Source organism: Microbacterium sp. MMO-35, from assembly GCF_037147555.1.
Taxonomy (GTDB): Bacteria; Actinomycetota; Actinomycetes; order Actinomycetales; family Microbacteriaceae; genus Microbacterium.
In genome coordinates this window covers 52,210-72,735 of the sequence record NZ_JBBCVH010000006.1, presented here as the reverse complement: position 1 = coordinate 72,735, position 20,526 = coordinate 52,210, and the positions used below count along the sequence as shown (strand labels likewise).

Annotated in this window: 17 protein-coding genes; 9 read left to right on the top strand and 8 right to left on the bottom strand. The window is 72.8% G+C overall.

What is annotated here, in order from left to right; all coding sequences use genetic code 11:
• Window positions 1–8 precede the first annotated feature (8 nt).
• Window positions 9–4,802 (bottom strand): ATP-dependent helicase, encoded by a 4,794-nt coding sequence (locus tag WFJ01_RS13570; protein ID WP_336629330.1) that lies wholly within the window; start codon window positions 4,800–4,802, stop codon window positions 9–11.
• Window positions 4,803–4,963: 161 nt separating this feature from the next.
• Here WFJ01_RS13570 and WFJ01_RS13565 point away from each other — a divergent pair, with 161 nt between their 5' ends.
• On the top strand, window positions 4,964–5,392 hold the full coding sequence (locus WFJ01_RS13565; protein WP_336629329.1) for a DUF6157 family protein: 429 nt from the start codon (window positions 4,964–4,966) through the stop codon (window positions 5,390–5,392).
• A gap of 13 nt (window positions 5,393–5,405) precedes the next feature.
• On the opposite strand, the gene WFJ01_RS13560 is transcribed toward WFJ01_RS13565, so the two are convergent.
• The 3 genes from WFJ01_RS13560 to WFJ01_RS13550 all read right to left on the bottom strand — a co-directional run bounded on the left by WFJ01_RS13560 (window position 5,406) and on the right by WFJ01_RS13550 (window position 8,155).
• On the bottom strand, window positions 5,406–5,588 hold the full coding sequence (locus WFJ01_RS13560; protein WP_292885322.1) for a PspC domain-containing protein: 183 nt from the start codon (window positions 5,586–5,588) through the stop codon (window positions 5,406–5,408).
• Between the two features lie 38 nt (window positions 5,589–5,626).
• Window positions 5,627–6,268 (bottom strand): NADPH-dependent F420 reductase, encoded by a 642-nt coding sequence (locus WFJ01_RS13555; RefSeq protein WP_336629328.1) that lies wholly within the window; start codon window positions 6,266–6,268, stop codon window positions 5,627–5,629.
• A gap of 123 nt (window positions 6,269–6,391) precedes the next feature.
• Window positions 6,392–8,155, bottom strand: coding sequence for an ABC-F family ATP-binding cassette domain-containing protein (locus WFJ01_RS13550; protein WP_336629327.1), 1,764 nt, complete (start codon window positions 8,153–8,155; stop codon window positions 6,392–6,394).
• 368 nt (window positions 8,156–8,523) lie between these two features.
• Between WFJ01_RS13550 and WFJ01_RS13545 the strand changes: the two genes are divergently transcribed.
• Complete coding sequence (locus WFJ01_RS13545) at window positions 8,524–8,814, top strand: hypothetical protein (RefSeq protein ID WP_336629326.1); 291 nt, start codon at window positions 8,524–8,526, stop codon at window positions 8,812–8,814.
• Here WFJ01_RS13545 and WFJ01_RS13540 read toward each other — a convergent pair.
• Window positions 8,778–9,455, bottom strand: a complete 678-nt coding sequence (locus WFJ01_RS13540; RefSeq protein WP_336629325.1) for an alpha/beta hydrolase — start codon at window positions 9,453–9,455, stop codon at window positions 8,778–8,780. The two genes, WFJ01_RS13545 and WFJ01_RS13540, sit on opposite strands and share 37 nt — an antisense overlap.
• Window positions 9,456–9,613: 158 nt before the next feature.
• Between WFJ01_RS13540 and WFJ01_RS13535 the strand changes: the two genes are divergently transcribed.
• The gene (locus WFJ01_RS13535) at window positions 9,614–10,240 is read left to right on the top strand and encodes an NUDIX hydrolase family protein (RefSeq protein WP_251438787.1); all 627 of its coding nucleotides are present in this window, start codon (window positions 9,614–9,616) and stop codon (window positions 10,238–10,240) included.
• 82 nt (window positions 10,241–10,322) lie between these two features.
• Here the strand turns inward: WFJ01_RS13535 and WFJ01_RS13530 are convergent, their stop codons facing one another.
• On the bottom strand, window positions 10,323–11,390 hold the full coding sequence (locus WFJ01_RS13530; protein WP_336629324.1) for a threonine aldolase family protein: 1,068 nt from the start codon (window positions 11,388–11,390) through the stop codon (window positions 10,323–10,325).
• 125 nt (window positions 11,391–11,515) lie between these two features.
• Here WFJ01_RS13530 and WFJ01_RS13525 point away from each other — a divergent pair, with 125 nt between their 5' ends.
• Window positions 11,516–12,964: an MFS transporter gene (locus WFJ01_RS13525; protein WP_336629323.1), complete on the top strand. Its 1,449-nt coding sequence runs from the start codon at window positions 11,516–11,518 to the stop codon at window positions 12,962–12,964.
• Between the two features lie 83 nt (window positions 12,965–13,047).
• Window positions 13,048–13,695 carry a TMEM175 family protein gene (locus WFJ01_RS13520; protein ID WP_292885300.1) on the top strand — a complete coding sequence of 216 codons (648 nt, stop codon included), beginning with the start codon at window positions 13,048–13,050 and terminating at the stop codon, window positions 13,693–13,695.
• Window positions 13,696–13,732: 37 nt separating this feature from the next.
• On the opposite strand, the gene WFJ01_RS13515 is transcribed toward WFJ01_RS13520, so the two are convergent.
• Both WFJ01_RS13515 and WFJ01_RS13510 read right to left on the bottom strand, forming a co-directional pair.
• Window positions 13,733–14,422 carry an SDR family NAD(P)-dependent oxidoreductase gene (locus tag WFJ01_RS13515; RefSeq protein ID WP_292885297.1) on the bottom strand — a complete coding sequence of 230 codons (690 nt, stop codon included), beginning with the start codon at window positions 14,420–14,422 and terminating at the stop codon, window positions 13,733–13,735.
• A gap of 110 nt (window positions 14,423–14,532) precedes the next feature.
• The gene (locus tag WFJ01_RS13510; protein ID WP_336629322.1) at window positions 14,533–15,963 is read right to left on the bottom strand and encodes a DUF6421 family protein; all 1,431 of its coding nucleotides are present in this window, start codon (window positions 15,961–15,963) and stop codon (window positions 14,533–14,535) included.
• 72 nt (window positions 15,964–16,035) lie between these two features.
• Between WFJ01_RS13510 and WFJ01_RS13505 the strand changes: the two genes are divergently transcribed.
• The 4 genes from WFJ01_RS13505 to WFJ01_RS13490 all read left to right on the top strand — a co-directional run bounded on the left by WFJ01_RS13505 (window position 16,036) and on the right by WFJ01_RS13490 (window position 20,513).
• Window positions 16,036–16,488 carry an Lrp/AsnC family transcriptional regulator gene (locus tag WFJ01_RS13505; RefSeq protein WP_285813935.1) on the top strand — a complete coding sequence of 151 codons (453 nt, stop codon included), beginning with the start codon at window positions 16,036–16,038 and terminating at the stop codon, window positions 16,486–16,488.
• A 241-nt stretch (window positions 16,489–16,729) separates the two neighbouring features.
• Window positions 16,730–18,046, top strand: a complete 1,317-nt coding sequence (locus WFJ01_RS13500; protein WP_336629321.1) for an aminotransferase class I/II-fold pyridoxal phosphate-dependent enzyme — start codon at window positions 16,730–16,732, stop codon at window positions 18,044–18,046.
• A gap of 679 nt (window positions 18,047–18,725) precedes the next feature.
• Window positions 18,726–19,724: a 1,4-dihydroxy-2-naphthoate polyprenyltransferase gene (locus WFJ01_RS13495; protein ID WP_442928050.1), complete on the top strand. Its 999-nt coding sequence runs from the start codon at window positions 18,726–18,728 to the stop codon at window positions 19,722–19,724.
• Window positions 19,725–19,838: 114 nt separating this feature from the next.
• Complete coding sequence (locus WFJ01_RS13490) at window positions 19,839–20,513, top strand: TlpA family protein disulfide reductase (RefSeq protein ID WP_336629320.1); 675 nt, start codon at window positions 19,839–19,841, stop codon at window positions 20,511–20,513.
• The last annotated feature ends 13 nt before the right edge of the window (window positions 20,514–20,526 follow it).

Genomic DNA, 20,526 nt, shown 5'->3' with positions numbered 1-20,526 from the left:
GGGCGCGGTCACAGCGCCTTGCGCAGGGTGACACCGCGCGGGGTGGCGACGAAGCCGGCCTCCTGCAGCAGCCGGCTGAGCCGGGCGCCGGTCCCCGGTCCGTCGGCCCCGCGCTCGTACAGCCCGACGCCGTTCGCCTTCTCGACCGTGAGGGTCTCCAGCCGTCTGGCACGGGCGGTCGCCGCGAGGTCGGCCGCCGCCGCGCGCAGGTCGTCCTCGTCGTCGGTGAAGACGAGGACCGTCTTCCCGCCGCGCTCGAGGTAGAGCACCAGGGCTCCGTCGACGAGGACCACGAGAGCCCCGGCCTTGCGTCCGGGACGGTGCGAGACGTCGTCCAGCCGCGGCCAGCCCAGGGCGGCGCCATAGGGGCTCGCCGGATCCGTGGCCGCGAGCGTCCGCGCGGTGCGCGGCGGGGGATCGGCGAGGCCCGCGAAGGTGCGCAGCCGGTCGATCGTGGCGGAGGCGGCGAACTGCGCCGCGCCGAGCTTCTCGATCACGTAGCCGCGGCGGCAGTGCCCCGCCTCCTCGAACCCTGCGAGCACCCGGTACGCCTGTGCGAACCCTCCGGGCATCCCCTCCGCCTGCACCGACCCGCGGGTGACCACGCCGTAGCGGTCCAGCAGGAGTCCCGCCGAGACCGTGGCCCGGCGAGCCGGATCCGTCTCCGCCTCCGGCAGCAGCGACCAGCGTCCGCCCACCGACAGCGGACGCGGGGCGGCGGAGGGGCGGGCCAGCGACATCCCGTGGAACGTGCGCGTGCGCGGGGCGCGGCGCGCGACCTTGTGCGCCTGGCTCCCGCCGCTCACCAGCGTGCGGATCGGCGCGAAGGTGTCGTTCGTGACGTGGCCCGCCCACGCGAGGTTCCACAGCGCCTCCACGACGGAGGCCTCGTTCTCGGCCCCCGTGGACTCCCGCAGCTGTGCGGCGAAGTAGGCCCCGCCGGAGGAGAGCGCGGCCAGCAGCTGCGCCTCGAGGGATCCGGGCTCCGGCGTCTCCTCGGGGAACGGCACGGTGAAGGGGGCGAGGTCGGCGGGGTGCAGCGACACCCAGCCGTCGCGGCCGGGCAGGGCGCCGTGGCCCGCCCAGACGACCTCGCCGGCGCTGGTCAGCTCGTCGAGCATCGCCGGCGCGTAGTCGCGCACGCGCTGCGGCAGGATCAGCGACTCCCAGGCGCTCGCCGGGATGGGCATGCCCGCGAGCTGCTCGATCACCGTCGCCACCCCGTCGATGCCCTCGAGCGGACGGGCCACGTGCTGCCACTCGGGCAGGAACCGCGCGAACGCGGTCGGCGGCACGGGCTCGACGCTGCCGCGGATCGCGGCGAGGGAGCGCATCCGCAGCCGGCGCAGCACCTCGGTGTCGCACCATTCGGTCTCGTCGGGGCCGGCGGACTCCTGCGGGCCGGAGGATCCGGGCGGCTCGGAGTCCCGGCCAGCGGCGGAAGGGTCGGGCAGGAAGTACCCGCTCGTGACGCGCCCGTCGGCCTCGAGGCGCTGCAGCGTCTGGCGCACGATCGCGGTGCCGAGGCCGAACCGCCGGGCGACGGCCGAGCCGAGGAACGGGCCGTGCGTGCGTGCGTGCCGGGCGACGAGGTCGCCCAGCGGATCGGCGACCGGCTCCAGGAACGCCACGGGGATCCCGACGGGCAGCGGCACGCCCAGCGCGTCGCGCAGACGCCCCGCATCCTCGATGGCGGCGACGCGCCGGATCCCGCCGACGGTCACCTCGATGGCGCGGCGGGCCTCGATCAGCGTCGCGAGGTGCGCCGCAGCCGCGGCATCCGTCGAAGCGCCCGGCGCGTCCGGGTCGGGTTCGAGCCGGTCTGCGACCTCCTCCGCGTCCAGCGGGCCGAGGAGGCGCAGCAGATCGGCCACGCCCTCGACCCCGCGTGCGCGACGGGACGGATCCAGGCGCTGCGCCTCGCGCTCGAACTGCGCGATCACGTCCGGATCCAGCAGCTCGCGCAGTTCGACGGTGCCGAGCAGCTCTCCCAGCAGCGCCGGATCCACCGACAGCGCCGCAGCTCGGCGCTCCGCGAGCGGAGAGTCGCCCTCGTACATGAACGCGCCGACGTAGCCGAAGAGCAGATCGCGCGCGAAGGGCGACGGCTGCGCGGTCTGCACCTCGACGAGCCGGATGCGCCGCTCGGCGATGCCGGACGCGAGGCGCCGCAGCGAGGGGAGGTCGTACACGTCCTGCAGCACCTCGCGCAGGGTCTCCAGGATGATCGGGAACGTCGGGTGCCTGCGGGCCACCTCGAGCAGCTGCGCGGCGCGCTGCCGCTGCTGCCACAGCGGGCTGCGTCGGTTCGGATTCATCCGGGGCATGAGCAGCGCCCGCGCGGCCGACTCGCGGAACCGGGAGGCGAAGAGGGCGGATCCGCCCACCTCGTCGGTCACGATCCGCTCGAGCTCGTCGGGCTCGAAGACGAACAATTCGGCTCCGGGCGGCTCGGCGTCGGCGTCGGGCACGCGCACGATGATGCCGTCGTCGCTCGCCACCGCAGAGCCCTCGACGCCCAGGCGCTCGCGGATCCGCGCGTTCACCGCGAGGGCCCACGGCGCGTGCACGGTCTGCCCGTAGGGGGAGTGCAGGATCACGCGCCAGTCGCCGATCTCATCGCGGCTGCGCTCGACGGTGAGCGCCCGGTCGGTGGGCAGCGTGCCCGTCGCCTCCTTCTGCTCATTGAGGTGCGCGAGCAGGTTGTCCTGCGCGTGCACGTCGAGCCCCGCGGCGGCAAGCCGCTCCCTGGCCTTCGCCTCCGGGGCGCCGTGCACCTCGCGGTTGAAGACGCCGAGGGCCTCGCCAAGCTCGAACGGGCGGCCGAGGCCGTCGCCGTGCCAGAACGGCACCTTGCCGGGCTGACCGTAGGCGGGGATGACGTTGACCCGGTCGTGGGTGATCTCGGCGATCCGCCAGCTCGTGGTGCCGAGCGTGAAGACGTCGCCCACGCGGGACTCGTAGACCATCTCCTCGTCGAGCTCGCCCACGCGCGCCCCCGTGGTCTCGCCGGCGACGAACACGCCGAACAGCCCGCGGTCGGGGATCGTGCCGCCGCTCGTGACCGCGATCCGCTGCGCGCCGGGACGCCCGGTCAGGGTGCCCGCATCGCGGTCCCACACCAGGCGCGGACGCAGCTCGGCGAACTCGTCGGAGGGGAACCGGCCGGCCAGCAGGTCGAGGGTCGCCTCGTACGCCGAACGGGGGAGCGCGGCGAACGGCGCGCTCCGGCGCACCGTGTCGAACCACTGCTCGACGTCCAGTGGTTCCAGCGCGCACGCGGCGACGGTCTGCTGGGCGAGGATGTCGAGGGGGTTCCGGGGCACGCTGATCGCCTCGATCTGCCCGGCGAGCATGCGCTCGGTGACGATCGCGGTGTGCAGCACGTCGCCCCGGTGCTTGGGGAACAGCGACGCCCGGCTGATCTCGCCGACCTGGTGCCCGGCGCGGCCCACACGCTGCAGGCCGGATGCGGCGGACGGGGGCGCCTCCACCTGGATCACGAGGTCGACGGCACCCATGTCGATCCCGAGCTCGAGGCTGCTCGTCGCCACGACGCAGCGCAGCACGCCCGCCTTGAGCTCCTCCTCGACGAGCGCACGCTGCTCCTTCGAGACGGATCCGTGGTGCGCCTTGGCGAGCACCGGGTCGGCTCCCGCCGTCGATCCCGCCTGCGCCATCATCGCGGCGGGGACCATGGCCGCCGGCAGGTCGAGCCCGATCCGCTCGCTGTAGATCTCGTTCAGGCGTCCCGTGAGCCGTTCGGCGAGGCGCCTCGAGTTGGCGAACACGATCGTCGACCGGTTCTGCAGGATCTTGTCGACGATCGCCTCTTCGACGTGCGGCCAGACGGATCCCGTCATCTCCGTGTTCTCGCCGAACGCGTCGGCGCCGCCGGCCGACTGGTCGATCCGCTCCGCGCCGGACGGTCGCGGGGTCTCGTCGGCGCCCGGGGGCGGGGGCGGGTTGAGCATGTCCTCGATCGGCACGACGACCTGCAGGTCGAAGGTCTTGGACGCCGGGGGCGCCACGATCTCGACGGGCTGCGCTCCGCCGAGGAACCGGGCGACCTCGTCGATCGGGCGCACCGTCGCCGACAGGCCGATCCGCTGCACCGGGCGGTAGGGCACGCCGGCCTCGGCGTCGGCCGTCCGCCGCAGCTGGTCGAGCCGCTCCAGGCTCACCGCGAGGTGGGCGCCGCGCTTGGTCGCCGCGACCGCGTGCACCTCGTCGATGATGACCGTGTGCACGTCGCGCAGGGTGTCGCCGGCGCGGCTCGTGAGCATGAGGTAGAGAGATTCGGGCGTGGTGATGAGGATGTCCGGCGGATCCACGACGAGCCGACGCCGGTCCGACGAGGTCGTGTCGCCCGAGCGCACGCCCACCGTCACCGCGGGCGCGGGGACCCCGAGCCGCCGCGCGGACTGCCCGATGCCGATGAGGGGCGAGCGCAGGTTGCGCTCCACGTCGACGCCCAGGGCCTTGAGCGGCGAGATGTAGAGGATCCGGGTGCGGCCGGGCCTGTCGGCGTCGGCCTTCCGACGCCCCTTGCCGGTCCTCGCCGCGGCGGGGGCGACGGTCTCGGCCGCCGCGGCTTCGGCCGTGCGCTCGCGGAACACCCGGTCGATCGCCCAGAGGAACGCCGAAAGCGTCTTGCCGGATCCGGTCGGAGCGACCACGAGCGCGTTACGGCCGCTCGAGATCGCTTCCCATGCTCCGGCCTGCGCGGCGGTGGGCGCGGTGAACGCCCCGCGGAACCAGTCCTGGGTCGCGGGGGTGAAGCGGTCGAGCACATCGCTCATCCGTCCATCTTCGCCGGTGCCGCCGACATCGGGCGCGGAGAGGGGTGTCCGGGCAGCGAACTCCGCTCCGTCGCAGCGCCGTCCACGGCCGGCATCGCTCCGCGATCGGACTGTCGCGGATCGCCAAGCCCGAGGTCGGCGCACGGTGCGAGCATGGTTCCATGGCCGTGCACACAACGAACTACACGAGGACGTTCATCGAGGTGGCCGAGGACTGCCCGACCGATCACGCCCAGGAGCCGCCCGCGGGCCCTGCGACGACCGCGGCGAGGGTCCCCACGATCGCCGCGCTGCACTACCGCATGATCGCGGAGCACCCCTTCGAGCACACCTCGGACGACGTCGTCTTCTCCACCTGGGCGCTGCGCCGCGGGCTGGATCCGGCCGACGCCGAGGCCCGGGCGGCGTTCTTCGCGAAGGGCCAGGCCTGCCTGCGCGCCTCCCCGCTGGGCAAGCGGTACGGCTGGGGCGTGCTCAGCGACGCCGAGGGGCGGGTCGCCCTGGTGCCGCGCGAGTCCGAGGAGTACGCCCTGCTCGCGGCGGATCCGGAGCTCGGGCACACCCGCGCGATGCGGTCGAGGCGCGCCTGATCGGCGGCCGCGCTCAGCGCTCGTTCGGGATGACGATCCACAGCACGAGGTAGACCCACAGCGGGAGCCCCGCGAAGACCATCGCGATGATCGCGATGATGCGCACGAGCGCGACGGGCATGCCGAAGCGGCGGGCGAGGCCGGCGCACACGCCGGCGATGAAACGGCCCTTGCGGGGGCGGACGAGGTCGCTCATGGCCCCATCCTGCCCCCGCCGCCTGGGCGGCTCCTGGATCAGGGCAGGCGGTTCGCGATGGCGAGGTTGGCGCGCAGCTCCTCGGCGTTCTGCCGCGTGACGTAGGCCGGGCGGTCTCGTTCGAGGCGCCACGACTCGCTCAGCGGGCCGGCGCTCACGGTGTCGAAGCCGAGGCGGTCGTAGAGATCGGTCACGAAGGCGACCGCGGCGGCGTCGTCGCCCGCGGTGCCGAGGGCGCGCCGGTCGGGCGTGCCCGCCGGGGATCCGGTGGTCAGGATCTCCTCGGCCCGGATCTGGTTGAACGCCTTCACGACGGTCGATTCGCGCAGGTGGGCCTGCACCAGCTGGGAGGTGGTGGTCTCGCCGCGGTCGAGGGCCTCGATGCGACCGTCCCGCTCGAAGTAGTAGTTGTTCGTGTCGAGCACGAGCTTCCCGGCGAGCGGGGCCGCGGGGACGTCCTTCAGGGCCTTGAGCGGAACCGTGACGACGGCGACGTCGGCGGCCTCGGCGGCCCCGGTCGCGGTGGACGCCGTCACGTGCGGGCCGAGCCGTGCCACGAGCCCGGCGAGCGTCTCCGGGCCGCGCGAGTTCGCGATCACGACGTCGTAGCCGAGGCCGGCGAAGGCCTCCGCGAGCGCGCTGCCGATGTGTCCTGCACCGATGATTCCGATCGTTGTCATGACGTCCGCAACAGCGCGCTCCCGCGGTCGCATTCCCGACGCGCCGGAACCGCGAGGCCGTGCGCCCGGCCGGACCAGGGAGAGGGCCGGGCCGGGCGCGCGCGGGGACCGCGGGGCGCCGGGTCAGGTGCCGAGCGCCACCTCGGAGAGCACGCCCTCCGCATCGAGCTCGAGCGTCAGATCCAGGTCCAGCCGCCGCAGGAAGGCGTCGTCGTGGCTGACGATCAGCACGGCCCCGCGGTAGGCGCGCAGCGCCTGCACGACCTGGTCGACCGTGTCGAGATCGAGGTTGTTGGTCGGCTCGTCCAGCACCACGAGGTGCGGGGCGGGATCCCCGAGCAGCAGCGCCGCGAGGGCGACCCGGAAGCGTTCGCCGCCGGAGAGCGCCCCGACCGGCCGGTCCATCGCCGCACCCCGGATGAGGAACCGCGCGAGCCGGTTCCGCAGCTCCTTGTCCGGGATCTCCGGGGCGCGGGCGGCGACGTTCTCGACGACCGTGGCCCGGTCGTCGAGGCCGTCGATCCGCTGCGGCAGGTATCCGATGCGGTCGGTGTGGCGTGCGCAATTCAGGCCAGAAGCCGCGGGAGTCCCGGAATCGGCCGTTTCGGTCGTCGTGTCGGAGAGCGAGCCTGAATTCGGTACGGCTCCGAGCGGTACTTTCGGCACGGCGCCAGGTTTCGGCGCGGGATTGCCGCCCGGTTCCGGCTCTGCTGAGAGCGGAGCCGGGGTCGTGGTGCCGGCGCCGTCGACCAGCCGGCGCAGCAGCGTCGTCTTGCCGACGCCGTTGCGGCCGATCAGTGCGACCCGCTCGGGGCCCTGGATCGTCCAGGACCGCTCGCCGTCGCCGATCGTGGCGATGCGCCGGGCCCGGGAGACCTCCGGATCCGGCAGCTCGATCTTCATCGCGGCGTCGTCGCGGATCCGCCGGCCGGCCTCGTCGAGCGCGGCCCGCGCCGCACCCTCCTTCTCGGCGACCTCGGTGCGCAGGCGTCCCGCCGACACCTCGGCGGCCATCCTCCGGCCGTGCGCGACGATCTTCGGCACGCGCTTCTCATGCTCGGCCTTGTTCGCCATGCGGGCGCGCGTGGCGAGCTTGGTCTCGGCCTCGATGCGCTGCCTCTTCTCCTTCTTGAACGCCTGCTTGGCGTCCTTCTCGGCCTGCCGTGCCGCATCCTGCTCGGCGTCCAGCCAGGCGCGCCAGGCGGAATAGGGGCCGCCGAAGACGCTGAGCTCGTGCCCGTACAGCTCGGCGGTGTCGTCCATGAGCTCGAGCAGCGCGACGTCGTGGCTGACGACGACGAGCGTGCCCCGCCACGATCGCACCATCTCGCCGAGCCGGGCCCGCGCGTCCCGGTCGAGGTTGTTCGTCGGCTCGTCGAGCAGCGTGATCGGCGCCCGGCGCGCCCGTATCCCGGCGATCGCGACCAGCACGGCCTCGCCACCGGAGAGCTCGCCCACGGTGCGGTCGAGGAACGACGGATCGAGCCCCGCCTCGGCCAGGGCGGCCGCGGCGCGGGCCTCGACGTCCCAGTCGTCACCGACCTCGTCGAAGCGGGCGGGGTCGACGTCGCCCGCCGCGATGGCGCGGACCGCGTCGAGCGCCGCGGCGACGCCGAGCAGCTCGGCGACCCGGGCGTGCGTGTCGAGCGTGAGGCGCTGCGGCAGGTACGCCACGTCGCCGGTCGCGGCGATCCGCCCCGACGTCGGGGCGAGCTCCCCGGCGATCAGCCGGAGCAGCGTGGACTTGCCGGATCCGTTGCGGCCGACGAGGCCGGTGCGGCCGGCGCCGAACGCGCCGGACACGGCGTCGAGCGCGGTGGATCCGTCGGGCCAGCGGAACGTGACGCGGTCGAGCACGACCGCGGAGGAAGGGGTGGGTGATGACATGGGGCGGCTCCCGGAAGATGTTCGGGTGCGCTGATGCCGGAGGATCCTGAGCCGGTCGCGGAGGGGACGTCCCGGAGAGCGGTCCCGGCTCTCGGGGCAGGTCGCCGGAAGACCGGAGACGCCTGCGCCGAAGCGGCGTGGGCAGGAAGGAGTGTCGGATCAGCGCGTGGATGGAACGCGGAGACGACGACTCAGATCAAGGGACTTCCTTACACGGCGGACAGGACCCGGACGACGATACCGGGCCCCCGAGGATCGTGCAACCCGGGCGTGTCGCGGCTCGGCGGCGCTACGTGCCGGCAGGTTCCCGGATACGGATCCTCCGAGAGACGGATGCCGGGCGGCCCGGCCGGACCTAGCCTGGGGGGATGGTGGAGCAGAGGCCGGGCTCGGGCGAGACGATGCGGCGGATGGGACTCGGCGTCGGGCTCGCGATCAGCATGGGCGTCGGGGTGGCGCTCGGATCCGCGCTGCACAACATGGGCACCGGCATCGCGCTCGGCCTCGTGATCGGCGCCGCCGTCATGGTGCTGTTCACCTGGGCGGGCACGCGCATGCAGCGGGACGAGCAGCGTCGGCGCAGCGAGGCGGACGCCGCGGACCGGGCGGACGAGGATCCGGATCAGCCGTCCGCGGGAGCGGGCTCGGCCGAAGACTGAAGGCTCTCCAGCCAGCCGTCGAGGAACCGGCGGACGTCGGCCAGCTCCTCCTCGGACACGCTGTGCGTGAGTCCCGGGTACACGCGTCCGGTCAGCTCGGCGTGATCCGGCAGCCACTGCGCGGTGTGCACGATGAGCGCGGGCGGGATGACGTCGTCGCGCGAGCCGCGTCCCCAGAACACCGGGGTGCGCCGCTCGCGCAGCGCGGAGTCGCCGGGCAGCTCCCCAGGGGCCGCGTAGCCGCTGAGGTTCACGACCGCGGCGATGCGATCCGGATCCCGGCGGGCCGCCTGCAGCGCGACGGAGGCGCCCTGGGAGAACCCGAGCAGCGCGATGGACGGCGCGTCGGCGGCCTCGGCGTCGAGCCAGCGCAGCACGGCGTCGGCGGCGGCGGTCACGGAGGCCGGATCGCGGCGCTCCAGCTCGTCGATCGGATACCAGGAGCGCCCGGGCATCGGCCACGGCGCGGGGTGCGGGGCGGGGACCGAGGCCACGGCCGCGCCCTCGGGGAGGAACGGCACGAGCGAGAACAGGTCGCGCTCATCGGATCCGTAGCCGTGCAGCAGCACCAGCAGCGGGAGCGCCTCGCCCTGGCGGGCCCAGCGCACCGCGGTGCGATCGATCTCGACGGTTTCGGCCATGCGTCCATCCTGCCTCAGGGATCCGACCTCGCCCCGCGGGATCCGTGAGAGACCGGATTCTGTGTGACACACCGTCCCCGCCGTGGTGCCTCACACAGAATCCGGTGTTTCGTCCATCGCGCTCACGGGTCCTCGTGACGCGCTGGTAGAAAGGGACCATGGCGGTACGCACACCCGACCCCGATCCGGCCGACGACGACGGCCTCCCCGACGCGCTCGCGGGAGGGCTCCCGTCGGGGCTCGACGGTCTGGGCGCCTCCGGCGGGGCGAACCCCGGCTGGCTGACCGACTTCGAGCTCGCCCAGGCCCGGCGCCGGCTACCGATGCTCTACGTCGAGGCGGTGCCGGTGCGCACCGACGGATCCGGCATGGTGACCGACATCGGGATCCTCCTGCGTGCGACGCCGCTCGGCGAGATCACGCGCACCATCGTCTCCGGCCGCGTGCGGTACGGCGAGACCGTGCGGGACGCGCTGTTCCGGCACCTGGAGAACGACCTGGGTCCGATGGCGTTCCCGATGCTGCCGCCCTCGCCCGCGCCGTTCACGGTCGCCGAGTACTTCCCGCTCCCGGGTGTGAGCGCCTATCACGACGACCGCCAGCACGCCGTGTCACTGGCGTTCGTCGTGCCCGTGACGGGCACGTGCGAGCCGCGTCAGGACGCGCTCGAGGTGACCTGGTTCAGCCCCGAGGAGGCGGCGAGCGATGCGCTCGCCGCCGAGATGGAGGGCGGCCGGGGCACGCTCATCCGCCAGGCGCTCGCGCACCTCGGCCTGCTGCGCTGACCCGGGCCTGCGCTGACCCGGGCCCGCTGTGCTGACCCGGGCCTGCTGTGCTGACCCGGGCCTGCTGCGCTGCCCCGGGGCCTCAGCGGCTGGTCTCCTCGGCGACGAGGGCGACGAGGGCGTCGATGTCGGCCTCGGTCGTGTCGAAGCCGCACATCCAGCGCACCTCGTTGCGCGCCGCGTCCCAGTCGTAGAACCGGAAGGTCTCGCGCAACCGGTCGGCGACGCCGTCGGGCAGGGTCGCGAAGACCCCGTTCGACTGGGTCCGCTGCGTGAAGCCGACGCCCTGGATGGATCCGTCGGCGATCCCGGCCTCGAGCGCGGCGCGCAGCCGCTGCGCCATGGCGTTCGCGTGGCGGGCGTTGCGCAGGTACAGGTCGCCTTCGAGTAGCGCGATGAGCTGCGCCGACACGAAGCGCATCTTCGAGGCGAGCTGCATGTTGAACTTGCGGGAGTAGGCGAGGCCGTCGGCGGCGCCCGGGGTGAGCACCACGATCGCCTCGCCGAGCATCGCGCCGTTCTTGGTGCCGCCGAAGCTCAGCACGTCCACGCCGGCATCGCGCGTGAAGGCGCGCAGCGGCAGGTCGAGCGCCGCGGCGGCGTTGGAGAGCCGGGCGCCGTCGAGGTGCAGCTTTATGCCGCGCTCGTGCGCGTGATCGGCGAGGGCGCGGATCTCCTCGGCGGTGTAGAGCGTGCCGACCTCGGTCGACTGGGTGATGGAGACGACCAGCGGCTGGGCGCGGTGCTCGTCGCCCCAGCCCCACGCCTCGCGGTCGACGAGCTCGGGGGTGAGCTTGCCGTCGTCGGTCGGCACGGCCAGGATCTTGAACCCGCCGATGCGCTCGGGGGCGCCGCCCTCGTCGACGTTGATGTGCGCGGTCGTGGCCGAGATCACGGCGCCCCAGCGCGGCAGCATGGCCTGCAGACCGGTGACGTTCGCGCCGGTGCCGTTGAAGACCGGGAAGGCCTCGACGCCCTCGCCGAAGTGGTGCCGGAAGACCTCCTGCAACCGCTCGGTGTACAGATCCTCGCCGTACGCGATCTGGTGGCCGCCGTTGGCCGCCGTGATCGCCGCGAGCACCTCGGGGTGGATGCCGGAGTAGTTGTCGGATGCGAAGCCCCGGATCGCGGGGTCGTGCTCGATGTTCACCGCACAAGTCTATTCGGCGGGGCCGCGCGCGATGGTCCGCCGGACCCGCGCCGGACCCGCGCCGGAGCCGCCCGGCGGCCGGGCTCGGGTTCCGGATGTCGGCGGTCCGTCCTACGCTCTGATCCATGAGGAGCACGGTCGCCTCCCGGGCGTTCGCCGGAGTGCTCGTCAACACGCTGATCGCCAACGTGACGACGAGCTTCCTCTGGTTCGCGCTCACGTTCTGGGTCTACATCGAGACGCGGTCCGTGCTCGCCACGGGCATCATCGGCGGCGCCTACATGCTCTTCATCGCGTTCTTCGCGATGGTCTTCGGCACGATCGTCGACCGGCACCGCAAGCACACCGTCATGCTGCTGTCGAGCGTGGTCTCGGCCGCGGCGTTCCTCGTCGCCGGGGGGATCTACCTCGCGCGGCCGGAGTCGTCGCTGCTGGATCTGGGCGGACTGTGGTTCTGGCTGTTCTCCGGTGTGATCCTGTTCGGCGGTGTGATCGAGCAGCTCCGCAACATCGCCCTGTCGACGACCGTGACCCTGCTCGTGCCCGAGGAGAGGCACGCCAACGCCAACGGTCTCGTCGGCACGGTGCAGGGGGTCGCCTTCCTGGTGACCAGCGTGTTCTCCGGACTGTCGGTCGGATTCCTGGGCATGGGGTGGACCCTGGTGATCGCGATCGCCGCCATGGCGCTCACCCTCGTGCACCTGCTCTTCCTGCGGATCCCGGAGGAGCGCCCGCAGCCCGATCCCGGCGGCGCCGGGGCCCTCGATCTCCGCGGCAGCGCGCGGGCGATCCGGCAGGCGCCGGGGCTGTTCGCCCTCATCGTCTTCTCGACGTTCAACAACCTCATCGGCGGCGTCTACCTGGCGCTCATGGATCCGTACGGCCTCACCCTGTTCGACGCGCAGACGTGGGGCTTCGCCCTGGCGTTCTCCTCGACGGGATTCCTCATCGGCGGCGCCCTCGTGGCGAAGTTCGGGCTCGGGGCGAAGCCGATGCGCACTCTGCTGCTGCTGGTCATGGCGATGGGCCTGCTCGGCGCGGTCTTCATGCTGCGGGAGTGGTGGCCGCTGTACGTGGTCGGCATGTGGATCTACATGGCGCTGGTGCCGCCGGTGGAAGCGGCGGAGCAGACGGTGATCCAGAAGGTCGTGCCCTTCGAACGGCAGGGCAGGGTGTTCGGCGTCGCGGCGGCCATGGAGGCGGCTGCCGCGCCGATCACCGCCTTCCTCATCGCCCCGCTCGCGGAGTTCCTCGTCATCCCCTACATGGACGGGGATGCGGGCCGAGAGCAGTGGGGGTGGCTGCTCGGCGAGGGTCACGCGCGCGGCATCGCCCTCATCTGCCTCTGGGCCGGCCTGATCATGGTGGTGGTCGCCGGACTCGCGTTCCTCACGCGGTCGTATCGCCGCCTCACCGCCCTCTATGCGCAGGCGCCCGCGCAGGTGCTCCCCGTTGCGGGCCCGGCCGACGAGGGCGAGGCGCCCGCACAGGCGCTCCCCGGCGCGGGGCCGGTCGACGAGGGCGAGGCGCCCGCGCCCGTGGAGGCCGAGGAGCGCGGCCGGCACGGACCCTGAGCAGCACGGCGCGGAAGCACGGGATCCGCAGTCCCGGGCGCGGTGCCTTGACCGGATCCGCTCCGATACGGGAGCATGCCGGAGTGAGCCAGCCCGCCGACCCCATCCCCGAGGACTCGTCGCAACCGATCCTCTCGGCCGAGCGGCTCAAGGCGTTCGTGGACGCGGTCGTCGCGATCGCCATGACCCTGCTCATCCTGCCGCTCATGGAGAACGTCACGGAGCTGGGGCGGGAGGGGAAGACGACGCTGGAATATCTGCAGGAGGAGCAGGGACCCCTGTGGAGCTTCGCCCTGAGCTTCCTCATCATCGCCCTGCTGTGGATCAACCATCATCGCGTCTTCGACCGGGTCGAACGGGTCCGGATCCCGCTCGTCTGGCTGCAGGTCGGGTGGATGTTCACCATCGTCTGCCTGCCGGTGAGCACGGCGATGCTCGGGGCGATGCCCACGGACAGCACGCAGAAGATCGTCTACATCGGCTCTCTGCTCATGTCGTCCCTGTTCATGGTCGCGACGCGCGTGTACCTCTGGAGGCATCCGGCGCTGCATCGGATCGCGCCCGGGTCGCTGCGACGAGGCATCGTCGCCGAGATCGTCACGGCGACGATGTTCGCGATCTCGTTGATCGTCTCCATCTGCGTTCCCGCGATCGGGTACTCGGCGCTGTTCCTGCTCGTGCTGTCGGGCCCGATCCAGGCGCTCGTCGCCCGGCGTCAGCGCTCGTCCTGAACCGTCCCCCGCGGGGCGCAGGACGAGCCGGTAGGCGTCAGGCCACGTCGATGACGCGGTCGTTCAGCGCGGCCGCATCCTCGTCCCAGAGGGCGACGATCCGTTGCGCGACGGCGTCGATCGCGTCGTCCAGGCCGCGCACGCGCAGCACCACCGCGGCCGCGTGCAGCGGCTGCTCGTCGTCTCTGGCGGCCTTCGCGAAGCCCTGGGCGACGGCGCGGGTCCACGACTCGCTCGCCGCCTTCACCGCGGCGTAGTTGGCGCCCCCGGCGAGCGGCCGGGCGACGGCGGTGGAGGAGATGATCGCGAACCGTCCGGCATCGGAGGCGCGGAGGTCGGCGTCGAATGCGCGGCTCGTGACCCGCACGGCGGTGAACGCCTGCTCGAGAGCGCGATAGTCCTCCTCGGTCTGCCCGGCGAGGCCGCCGCCGCCGCGCCAGCCGCCGACCAGCGGGACGAGCCCGTCGACGTGCTCGCCGTCGGCCGCCAGGCGCTCGGCGAGGGAGGCGACCTCCGCCTCGTTCGTCAGCGAGCAGCGCTCGATGCGGATCGACCCGGGCCCGGCGGGGTCGCCGGAGTGCAGCGCCGCCGCGAGCGCGTCGAGCTTGACCTGATCCCGCCCGACGGCGACGACGCGCGCCCCGGCGCTCCGCAGCGCGCGGGCGATCGCGAGGCCGGACGGGCTCGTGGCGCCGGCGAGAAGTACGGTGCGTCCTGCGACGGTCATGCGGTGCTCCTGGTGATCGGCTCGGCGTGCGGGAGGAAGACGGATGGCGGGGGCTCCCGGGTCGATTCTGCATCCCCGGGAGATCCCCCGCCATCCCTGCGGGACTCCGGTCAGTCGTCGGTGCCGCGGATCCCCACGGTCGACTCGATGACCGGCTTCATCTTCTTGTCGAGCGTCTCGAAGAACATCGACAGCGGGAACTCGTCGTCCAGCACCGCGTCGGTGTAGCCCTTGGGGGCGCCGGCGAGGATCTCGTCCGACAGGCCGCGGGCCCACTGCGAGGCCGGGTGCGGGGTGAGCGTGCCGCGGACCAGCTCGTAGGCGGCGAGCCAGTGCGCCGTCTTCGGGCGGTCGATCGAGTGCCAGTACAGGTCGTCGATCGCGTCGCCCAGGGCCACGACCGCGTCCGGGACGTTCTCCCAGTCGAAGGCGAGGGCCGTGTCGGTCCAGTGCAGCACGCCGCGCTGGTGCAGCCACGCGAACAGCAGCTGACCGCCGACGGCGTCGTAGTTGCGCGTCCGGGTGCCCGTGATGGCGAACCGGAAGATGCGGTCGAAGATCACCGCGTACTGCACGAGGTGCGCGTAGTCGTGCATCTCCTGCTCGGTGGCGGTGAGCTGCTCACCGGCGGCGATGCGGGCGTCGAACGCGCGCTCGATCTTGACCGACTCGCGGAACGCGGTCATGTCGCAACGCATCTCCTCGAGCGAGTAGAGGAAGAACGGCATCCGCTGCTTGATCATGAACGGGTCGAACGGCAGGTCGCCGCGCATGTGGGTGCGGTCGTGGATGATGTCCCACATCACGAACGTCTTCTCGGCGAGCTCCTGGTCGTCGAGCATCGCCGCGGCCCGCTCGGGCAGCTCCAGGTTCGTGATCTCGCTCGCGGCGCGCACGACGCGGCGGTAGCGGGCGGCTTCGCGGTCCTGGAAGATCGCGCCCCACGTGAAGGAGGGGATCTCGCGCATCGCGACGGTCTCGGGGAAGAGCACGGCCGAGTTCGTGTCGTAGCCGGGCGTGAAGTCCACCAGGCGCAGCGAGACGAAGAGCTTGTTGCCGTAGTCGCCGGCCTCGAGGTCGGCGATGAACTCCGGCCAGATCGTCTCGACGATGAGCGCCTCGACGAGGCGGTCGCTGGAGCCGTTCTGCGTGTACATGGGGAACACGACGAGGTGGCGGATGCCGTCGACGCGGTGCTGCTGGGGCTGGAACGCCATGAGCGAGTCGAGGAAGTCGGGAACGCCGAAGCCCTCGGCGGCCCAGCGCTCGAAGTCCACGACGGACGCGGCGAGGTAGTCGGCGTCGTGCGGGAAGGCAGGGGCGAGGGCGCGGATGCCGGCGACGATCGCGGCGACGTGCGTGCGGGCGGCCTCGTGGTCGTCCGCGTTCGGGACGGAGCCGTCCTTGATCTGCAGCGGGCGGATCGCGATCGCCGCGTCCTTGAGGAGCTTCCAGGCGGCGGACTGCTCCGCGACCGAGGCGTCCTCGACGACCTCGGGCTCGCCGATGAGAGCGTTGCGGGACGTGGTGGTGAGGGACATCGGGACCTCCGATCGAGGACTCGCAGGAAATATTCCTGCAGAATGGACTGAACTCAGGATATTATTCCAGATATGGACGATCCTGTCGACCTCGCGATCCTCGCCGCCCTCTCCCGGGACGGGCGGGCCACGCTCGCCCAGCTCTCCGATGCCGCGGGACTCTCGGTGTCCGCCGTGCAGTCCCGGCTGAAGCGGCTGGAATCGCGGGGGGCGATCGCCGGCTACCGCCCCGTGATCGACGCGGAGTCCGTCGGCAAGCCGCTGTCGGCGTTCATCGAGATCACGCCCCTCGATCCCGCCCAGCCCGACAACGCGCCGGAGCTGCTCGAGCACCTCGACGCGATCGAGGCGTGCCACTCGATCGCCGGCGATGCGGCGTACATGCTGTTCGTCCGGGTCGCCTCGCCGCGCGCTCTGGAGCAGCTCGTGCGCGACATCCGCCTTGCGGCGAACGTCAGCACGCGGACGACCGTCGTGCTGCAGACGTTCTACGAGCACCGTCCGATCGTGCCGGCCGCGGGCTGAGTCCGGCCCGGTCTCGCGTCGCCCGGCCACCCAATTCAGGCTGCACCCGCGCTGCGAAGCGGATCCGGGCCGATCTGACCCCTTCCGCAGAGGCCCGGCCTGATTTGTGCACGCCCGATCGCTGAGCGAGGACGCGGTGCCTCCTCGCGCCGGATCCGCGCCGGGCCGGATCCGGACCGCAGACGCCCACGGCCTGCCGAGGATCCGCGCCGGGCCGGATCCTCCCCATAGGCTGGGAGACGTGGGCGAAGCGAGGATCCAGGGCAGCACGGCGCATGAGATCGCCGACTCGATCCGCGCCCTGATCGGCGCCGGCCGACTCGCACCGGGGGAGGGCCTGCCGACGGTGCGCGCGCTGGCCGATGCGCTCGGCGTGAACCGGAACACGGTCGCCGCCGCCTATCGGGCGCTCGCGCGTGCGGGAGCCGTGGAGAGCCGCGGGCGCGGGGGCACCGTGGTGACCGAACTGCTGCGCACCGAGGAGGAGGGCTTCGCGGCCGAGACCGTGCTGCGCGACCTCGGCAGCGGCAACCCGGATCCCGATCTGCTGCCGCTGCCGGTGCTCGCCGAGGTCGACCTGCGCACCCCCGCGCTCTACGGCGACGCGCTCATCGACGAGGGGCTGCGCACCTGGGCGACGGCCTGGCTGGCCGAGGCGCGGCCCGGTCGGTTCGAGCTGTCCGTCACCTCGGGCGCCGTCGACGCGCTGGAGCGGCTGCTCGTCGCCTCCCTCGCGCACGGCGACGTGGTCGGCCTCGAGGATCCGTGCTTCCTCTCCAGCATCAACGTCGTCAAGCTCGGCGGCTACCGTCCGTTCGGGATCCCCCTCGACGAGGAGGGGATGACCGTCGCGGGCCTCCGCGCCGCGATCGACGCCGGAGCCCGCACCGTGGTGTGCACCCCCCGCGCGCACAACCCCACCGGGATCAGCCTCAGTGCGGCGCGCGCCGCGGAGCTGCGGGCCGTGTTCGCGGAGGCGCCGCACGTGCTCATCATCGAGGACGACCACTACTCGCTGCTCTCGCGACGGCCCTACCACTCCGTGATCCCCGAGGGGCATCCGCGCTGGGCGCTCGTGCGCTCGATGTCGAAGTTCCTCGGCCCTGACCTGCGCCTCGCGCTGCTGGCCAGCGACGCCGACACCGCGGCGCAGCTGCGCACGCGGCTCTCGCCGGGCAAGACCTGGGTGAGCCGGATCCTGCAGCGCGTCGCCGTCGGCATGCTCGACCATCCGGAGACCCCGGCGGCGCTGGAGCGTGCCGGGGCCCACTACGCCGAGCGCGGCGACGCCCTGCGCGCCCTGCTGCGCGAGCGCGGCATCACGGTGCGCGGCGACGACGGGCTCAACGTCTGGGTCGAGTGCGGAGTGGACGCGCGTGCCGTGTCGGAGGCGATGATGCGCCGCGGCTGGCTGGTGCGCACGGGCGGCGGGTTCCTGCTCGAGCCGGACGAGGCCTCGCCGCAGATCCGGCTCACGGCGCACACGCTCGACGACGCCGAGCTGCGCGTGCTCGCCGACGACCTCCGCGCCGCGATCTCCGACGCCCGCCGGCGCTGACCGGATCCGGCTTCGCCGGCGAGGTTGCGCCCCCCGCGCTGGCGAGCCCGGGCCCCCGCTGGCGAGCCCGGACCCCCGCCGTGACGCTGGCTCCCACCCGCGAGACCGAACGCGGATCCCGAGACCGACGAGGGGAACGTCGGTCTCGACACGAGGGTTCGGTCTCACGGTTTCGCGGGCGCGCCGTCTCGGGCGCGCGCGTGTGGGCGGACGGGCGGACGGGCGGGCGAGACCGAACGCGCGTGCCGAGACCGACGATGGGAACGTCGGTCTCGGCACGAAGGTTCGGTCTCGTGGTTTCACGGGCGGGCGGTCTCGGGCGGGCGGACGGGCCGGCGGGCGCGCGGTCTCGGGTGGGCGGACGGGCAGGCGGCTGTGCGGACGGGCGGGCGAGACCGAACGCGGGTCTCGAGACCGACGATGGAAACGTCGGTCTCGAAACGAGGGTTCGGTCTCACGGTTTCGCGCCCGCGGCCGCGGGCGCGGGGGCGCGCGCGTGCGGACGGTCGGGCGGACGGGCGCGGCCGCGGGGGCGCGCGCGTGCGCGTGCGGACGGTCGGGCGGACGGGGGCGCGCGCGGACGGTCGGGTGCGCCGTCTCGGGCGCGCCGTCTCGGGTCGCGGACGGACGGAGGTGCGGCCGGCGGGGGCGCCACAACCGCCGCCGCTAGGATTCCGGGGTGGCGAACCGCAAGACCAAGAACCGCAAGACCAAGAAGACCGTGCCCGCCTCTGCGCGCCCGGCGACGCACTCCCGCTCCGGAAACCCGGCCAAGCGCCCGGTCGAGCAGCTGCGGCCGGTCACCCTCGGCGACTGGATCGGGGCGGCGCGTCCGCGCACCCTGCCGCTCGCGATCGCGCCCGTGCTCGTCGGCACGGGGGCCGCGCGGCTGGGCGATCCGCAGTTCCACTGGGTGATCGCGCTCGCGTGCCTCGCGGTGGCCGTGTGCCTGCAGATCGGCGTGAATTTCACGAACGACTACAGCGACGGGGTGCGCGGCACCGATGCGCACCGGGTCGGCCCGGCCCGGCTCACCGCCTCGGGCCGGGTGAGCGCGAAGAGCGTGCTGTACACCGGTCTCGCTTTCTTCGGGCTCGCGGCGATCGCGGGGCTCGGGATCGTGGTCCGCACGCAGCAGTGGTGGATGATCGCCGTCGGCGTCGTGTGCATCGTCGCCGCCTGGTTCTACACCGGCGGCAAGCGCCCCTATGGCTACAACGCGCTCGGCGAGGTCTTCGTCTTCGTCTTCTTCGGCCTCGTCGCGACGCTCGGCACCACCTGGGTGCAGTCGCTCAGGCTCCCCCAGGAGGCGTGGATCGGAGCGGTGGCGGTCGGCCTGTTCGCCTGCGCGGTGCTGCTGGCCAACAACCTCCGCGACATCGACCAGGACCGCGTGGTCGGCAAGCGCACGCTGACCGTCGTGATCGGTCGACGCGCCACCCAGATCCTCTACACGCTGTTCGTGATCCTGCCGTTCCTGGCGCTCGTGCTGCTCGCGCTGTTCTACCCCGTGGCGTGGATCGGCCTGCTCGCGCTGCTCGCGGTCCTGCCCGCGGTCGTGATCGTCTGGGCGTACCGGCAGCCCGCCGAGCTGGTGATCGCGCTCGCCCTCACCTCGCTCGGCACGCTGATCTACGCCGGTGCGCTGTTCTGGGCGTTCATCGCGACGGCGGTCTGAGCGCGGGGCGGAGCACGGAAGGCGGCCTGCGCGCACCGGCGACCGCGCCGCGACGGGCGGCGCCCCCAGCCCGCGCCCACCAGGCGCATAGAGTCCTTTCGTAAGATTCCGAGCATGCCTCTGAGTTCGTCGCGCCCGTCCGCGCCCCTCGAGACTGCCGCCGATCGCCCCCGCGTCCGTCGCATCCGGCGCCCGCGGGCCCTGACGGCGGGCGCCCTGGTGCTCGGCGCCGCCCTCGTCGCCGGTCTCGCCGGCTGCGCGAGCGATCCCGTCGCCGACCAGTACCGCAACGGCGACAACAAGGGCTACATCGGATCCGACGGCATGCGCGTCGAGGAGATCAAGCCGGCCGACCGCAGCAAGCCGGTCGCGTTCGCGGGCACGCTCGAGAACGGCAAGAAGTTCCGCAGCGCGGACATCGCGGGCGACGTCGCCGTCGTCAACTTCTGGTACGCCGCGTGCGGACCGTGCCGGGTCGAGGCGAAGGACCTCGAGTCCGTCTGGCAGAAGTTCGACGGGAAGGGCGTCTCCTTCGTCGGCGTCAACACGTACGACCAGCCCGGCACGGCGCAGTCCTTCAACGAGAAGTACGGCGTCACCTACCCGAGCATCATCGACGTCAACACCGGCGACGCGAAATACGCCTTCGCCGAGGTCACGTCGATCCAGGCCACGCCCACGACGCTCGTCCTCGACAAGCAGGGCCGCGTCGCGGCACGCGTGATCGGCCCGATCGGATCCGCGTCGATCCTGGAGACCCTCGTACAGGACGCCCTGAATGAGAAGTGACGCCCGGGAAGCG

Coding starts and splice junctions, on each gene's coding strand:
- WFJ01_RS13535 (WP_251438787.1), top strand. CDS start 9,614: ATGGCGGTACGCACACCCGACCCCGATCCGGCCGACGACGACGGCCTC.
- WFJ01_RS13550 (WP_336629327.1), bottom strand. CDS start 8,155: ATGTCATCACCCACCCCTTCCTCCGCGGTCGTGCTCGACCGCGTCACG.
- WFJ01_RS13545 (WP_336629326.1), top strand. CDS start 8,524: ATGGTGGAGCAGAGGCCGGGCTCGGGCGAGACGATGCGGCGGATGGGA.
- WFJ01_RS13555 (WP_336629328.1), bottom strand. CDS start 6,268: ATGACAACGATCGGAATCATCGGTGCAGGACACATCGGCAGCGCGCTC.
- WFJ01_RS13540 (WP_336629325.1), bottom strand. CDS start 9,455: ATGGCCGAAACCGTCGAGATCGATCGCACCGCGGTGCGCTGGGCCCGC.
- WFJ01_RS13570 (WP_336629330.1), bottom strand. CDS start 4,802: ATGAGCGATGTGCTCGACCGCTTCACCCCCGCGACCCAGGACTGGTTC.
- WFJ01_RS13510 (WP_336629322.1), bottom strand. CDS start 15,963: ATGTCCCTCACCACCACGTCCCGCAACGCTCTCATCGGCGAGCCCGAG.
- WFJ01_RS13525 (WP_336629323.1), top strand. CDS start 11,516: ATGAGGAGCACGGTCGCCTCCCGGGCGTTCGCCGGAGTGCTCGTCAAC.
- WFJ01_RS13565 (WP_336629329.1), top strand. CDS start 4,964: ATGGCCGTGCACACAACGAACTACACGAGGACGTTCATCGAGGTGGCC.
- WFJ01_RS13505 (WP_285813935.1), top strand. CDS start 16,036: ATGGACGATCCTGTCGACCTCGCGATCCTCGCCGCCCTCTCCCGGGAC.
- WFJ01_RS13490 (WP_336629320.1), top strand. CDS start 19,839: ATGCCTCTGAGTTCGTCGCGCCCGTCCGCGCCCCTCGAGACTGCCGCC.
- WFJ01_RS13560 (WP_292885322.1), bottom strand. CDS start 5,588: ATGAGCGACCTCGTCCGCCCCCGCAAGGGCCGTTTCATCGCCGGCGTG.
- WFJ01_RS13515 (WP_292885297.1), bottom strand. CDS start 14,422: ATGACCGTCGCAGGACGCACCGTACTTCTCGCCGGCGCCACGAGCCCG.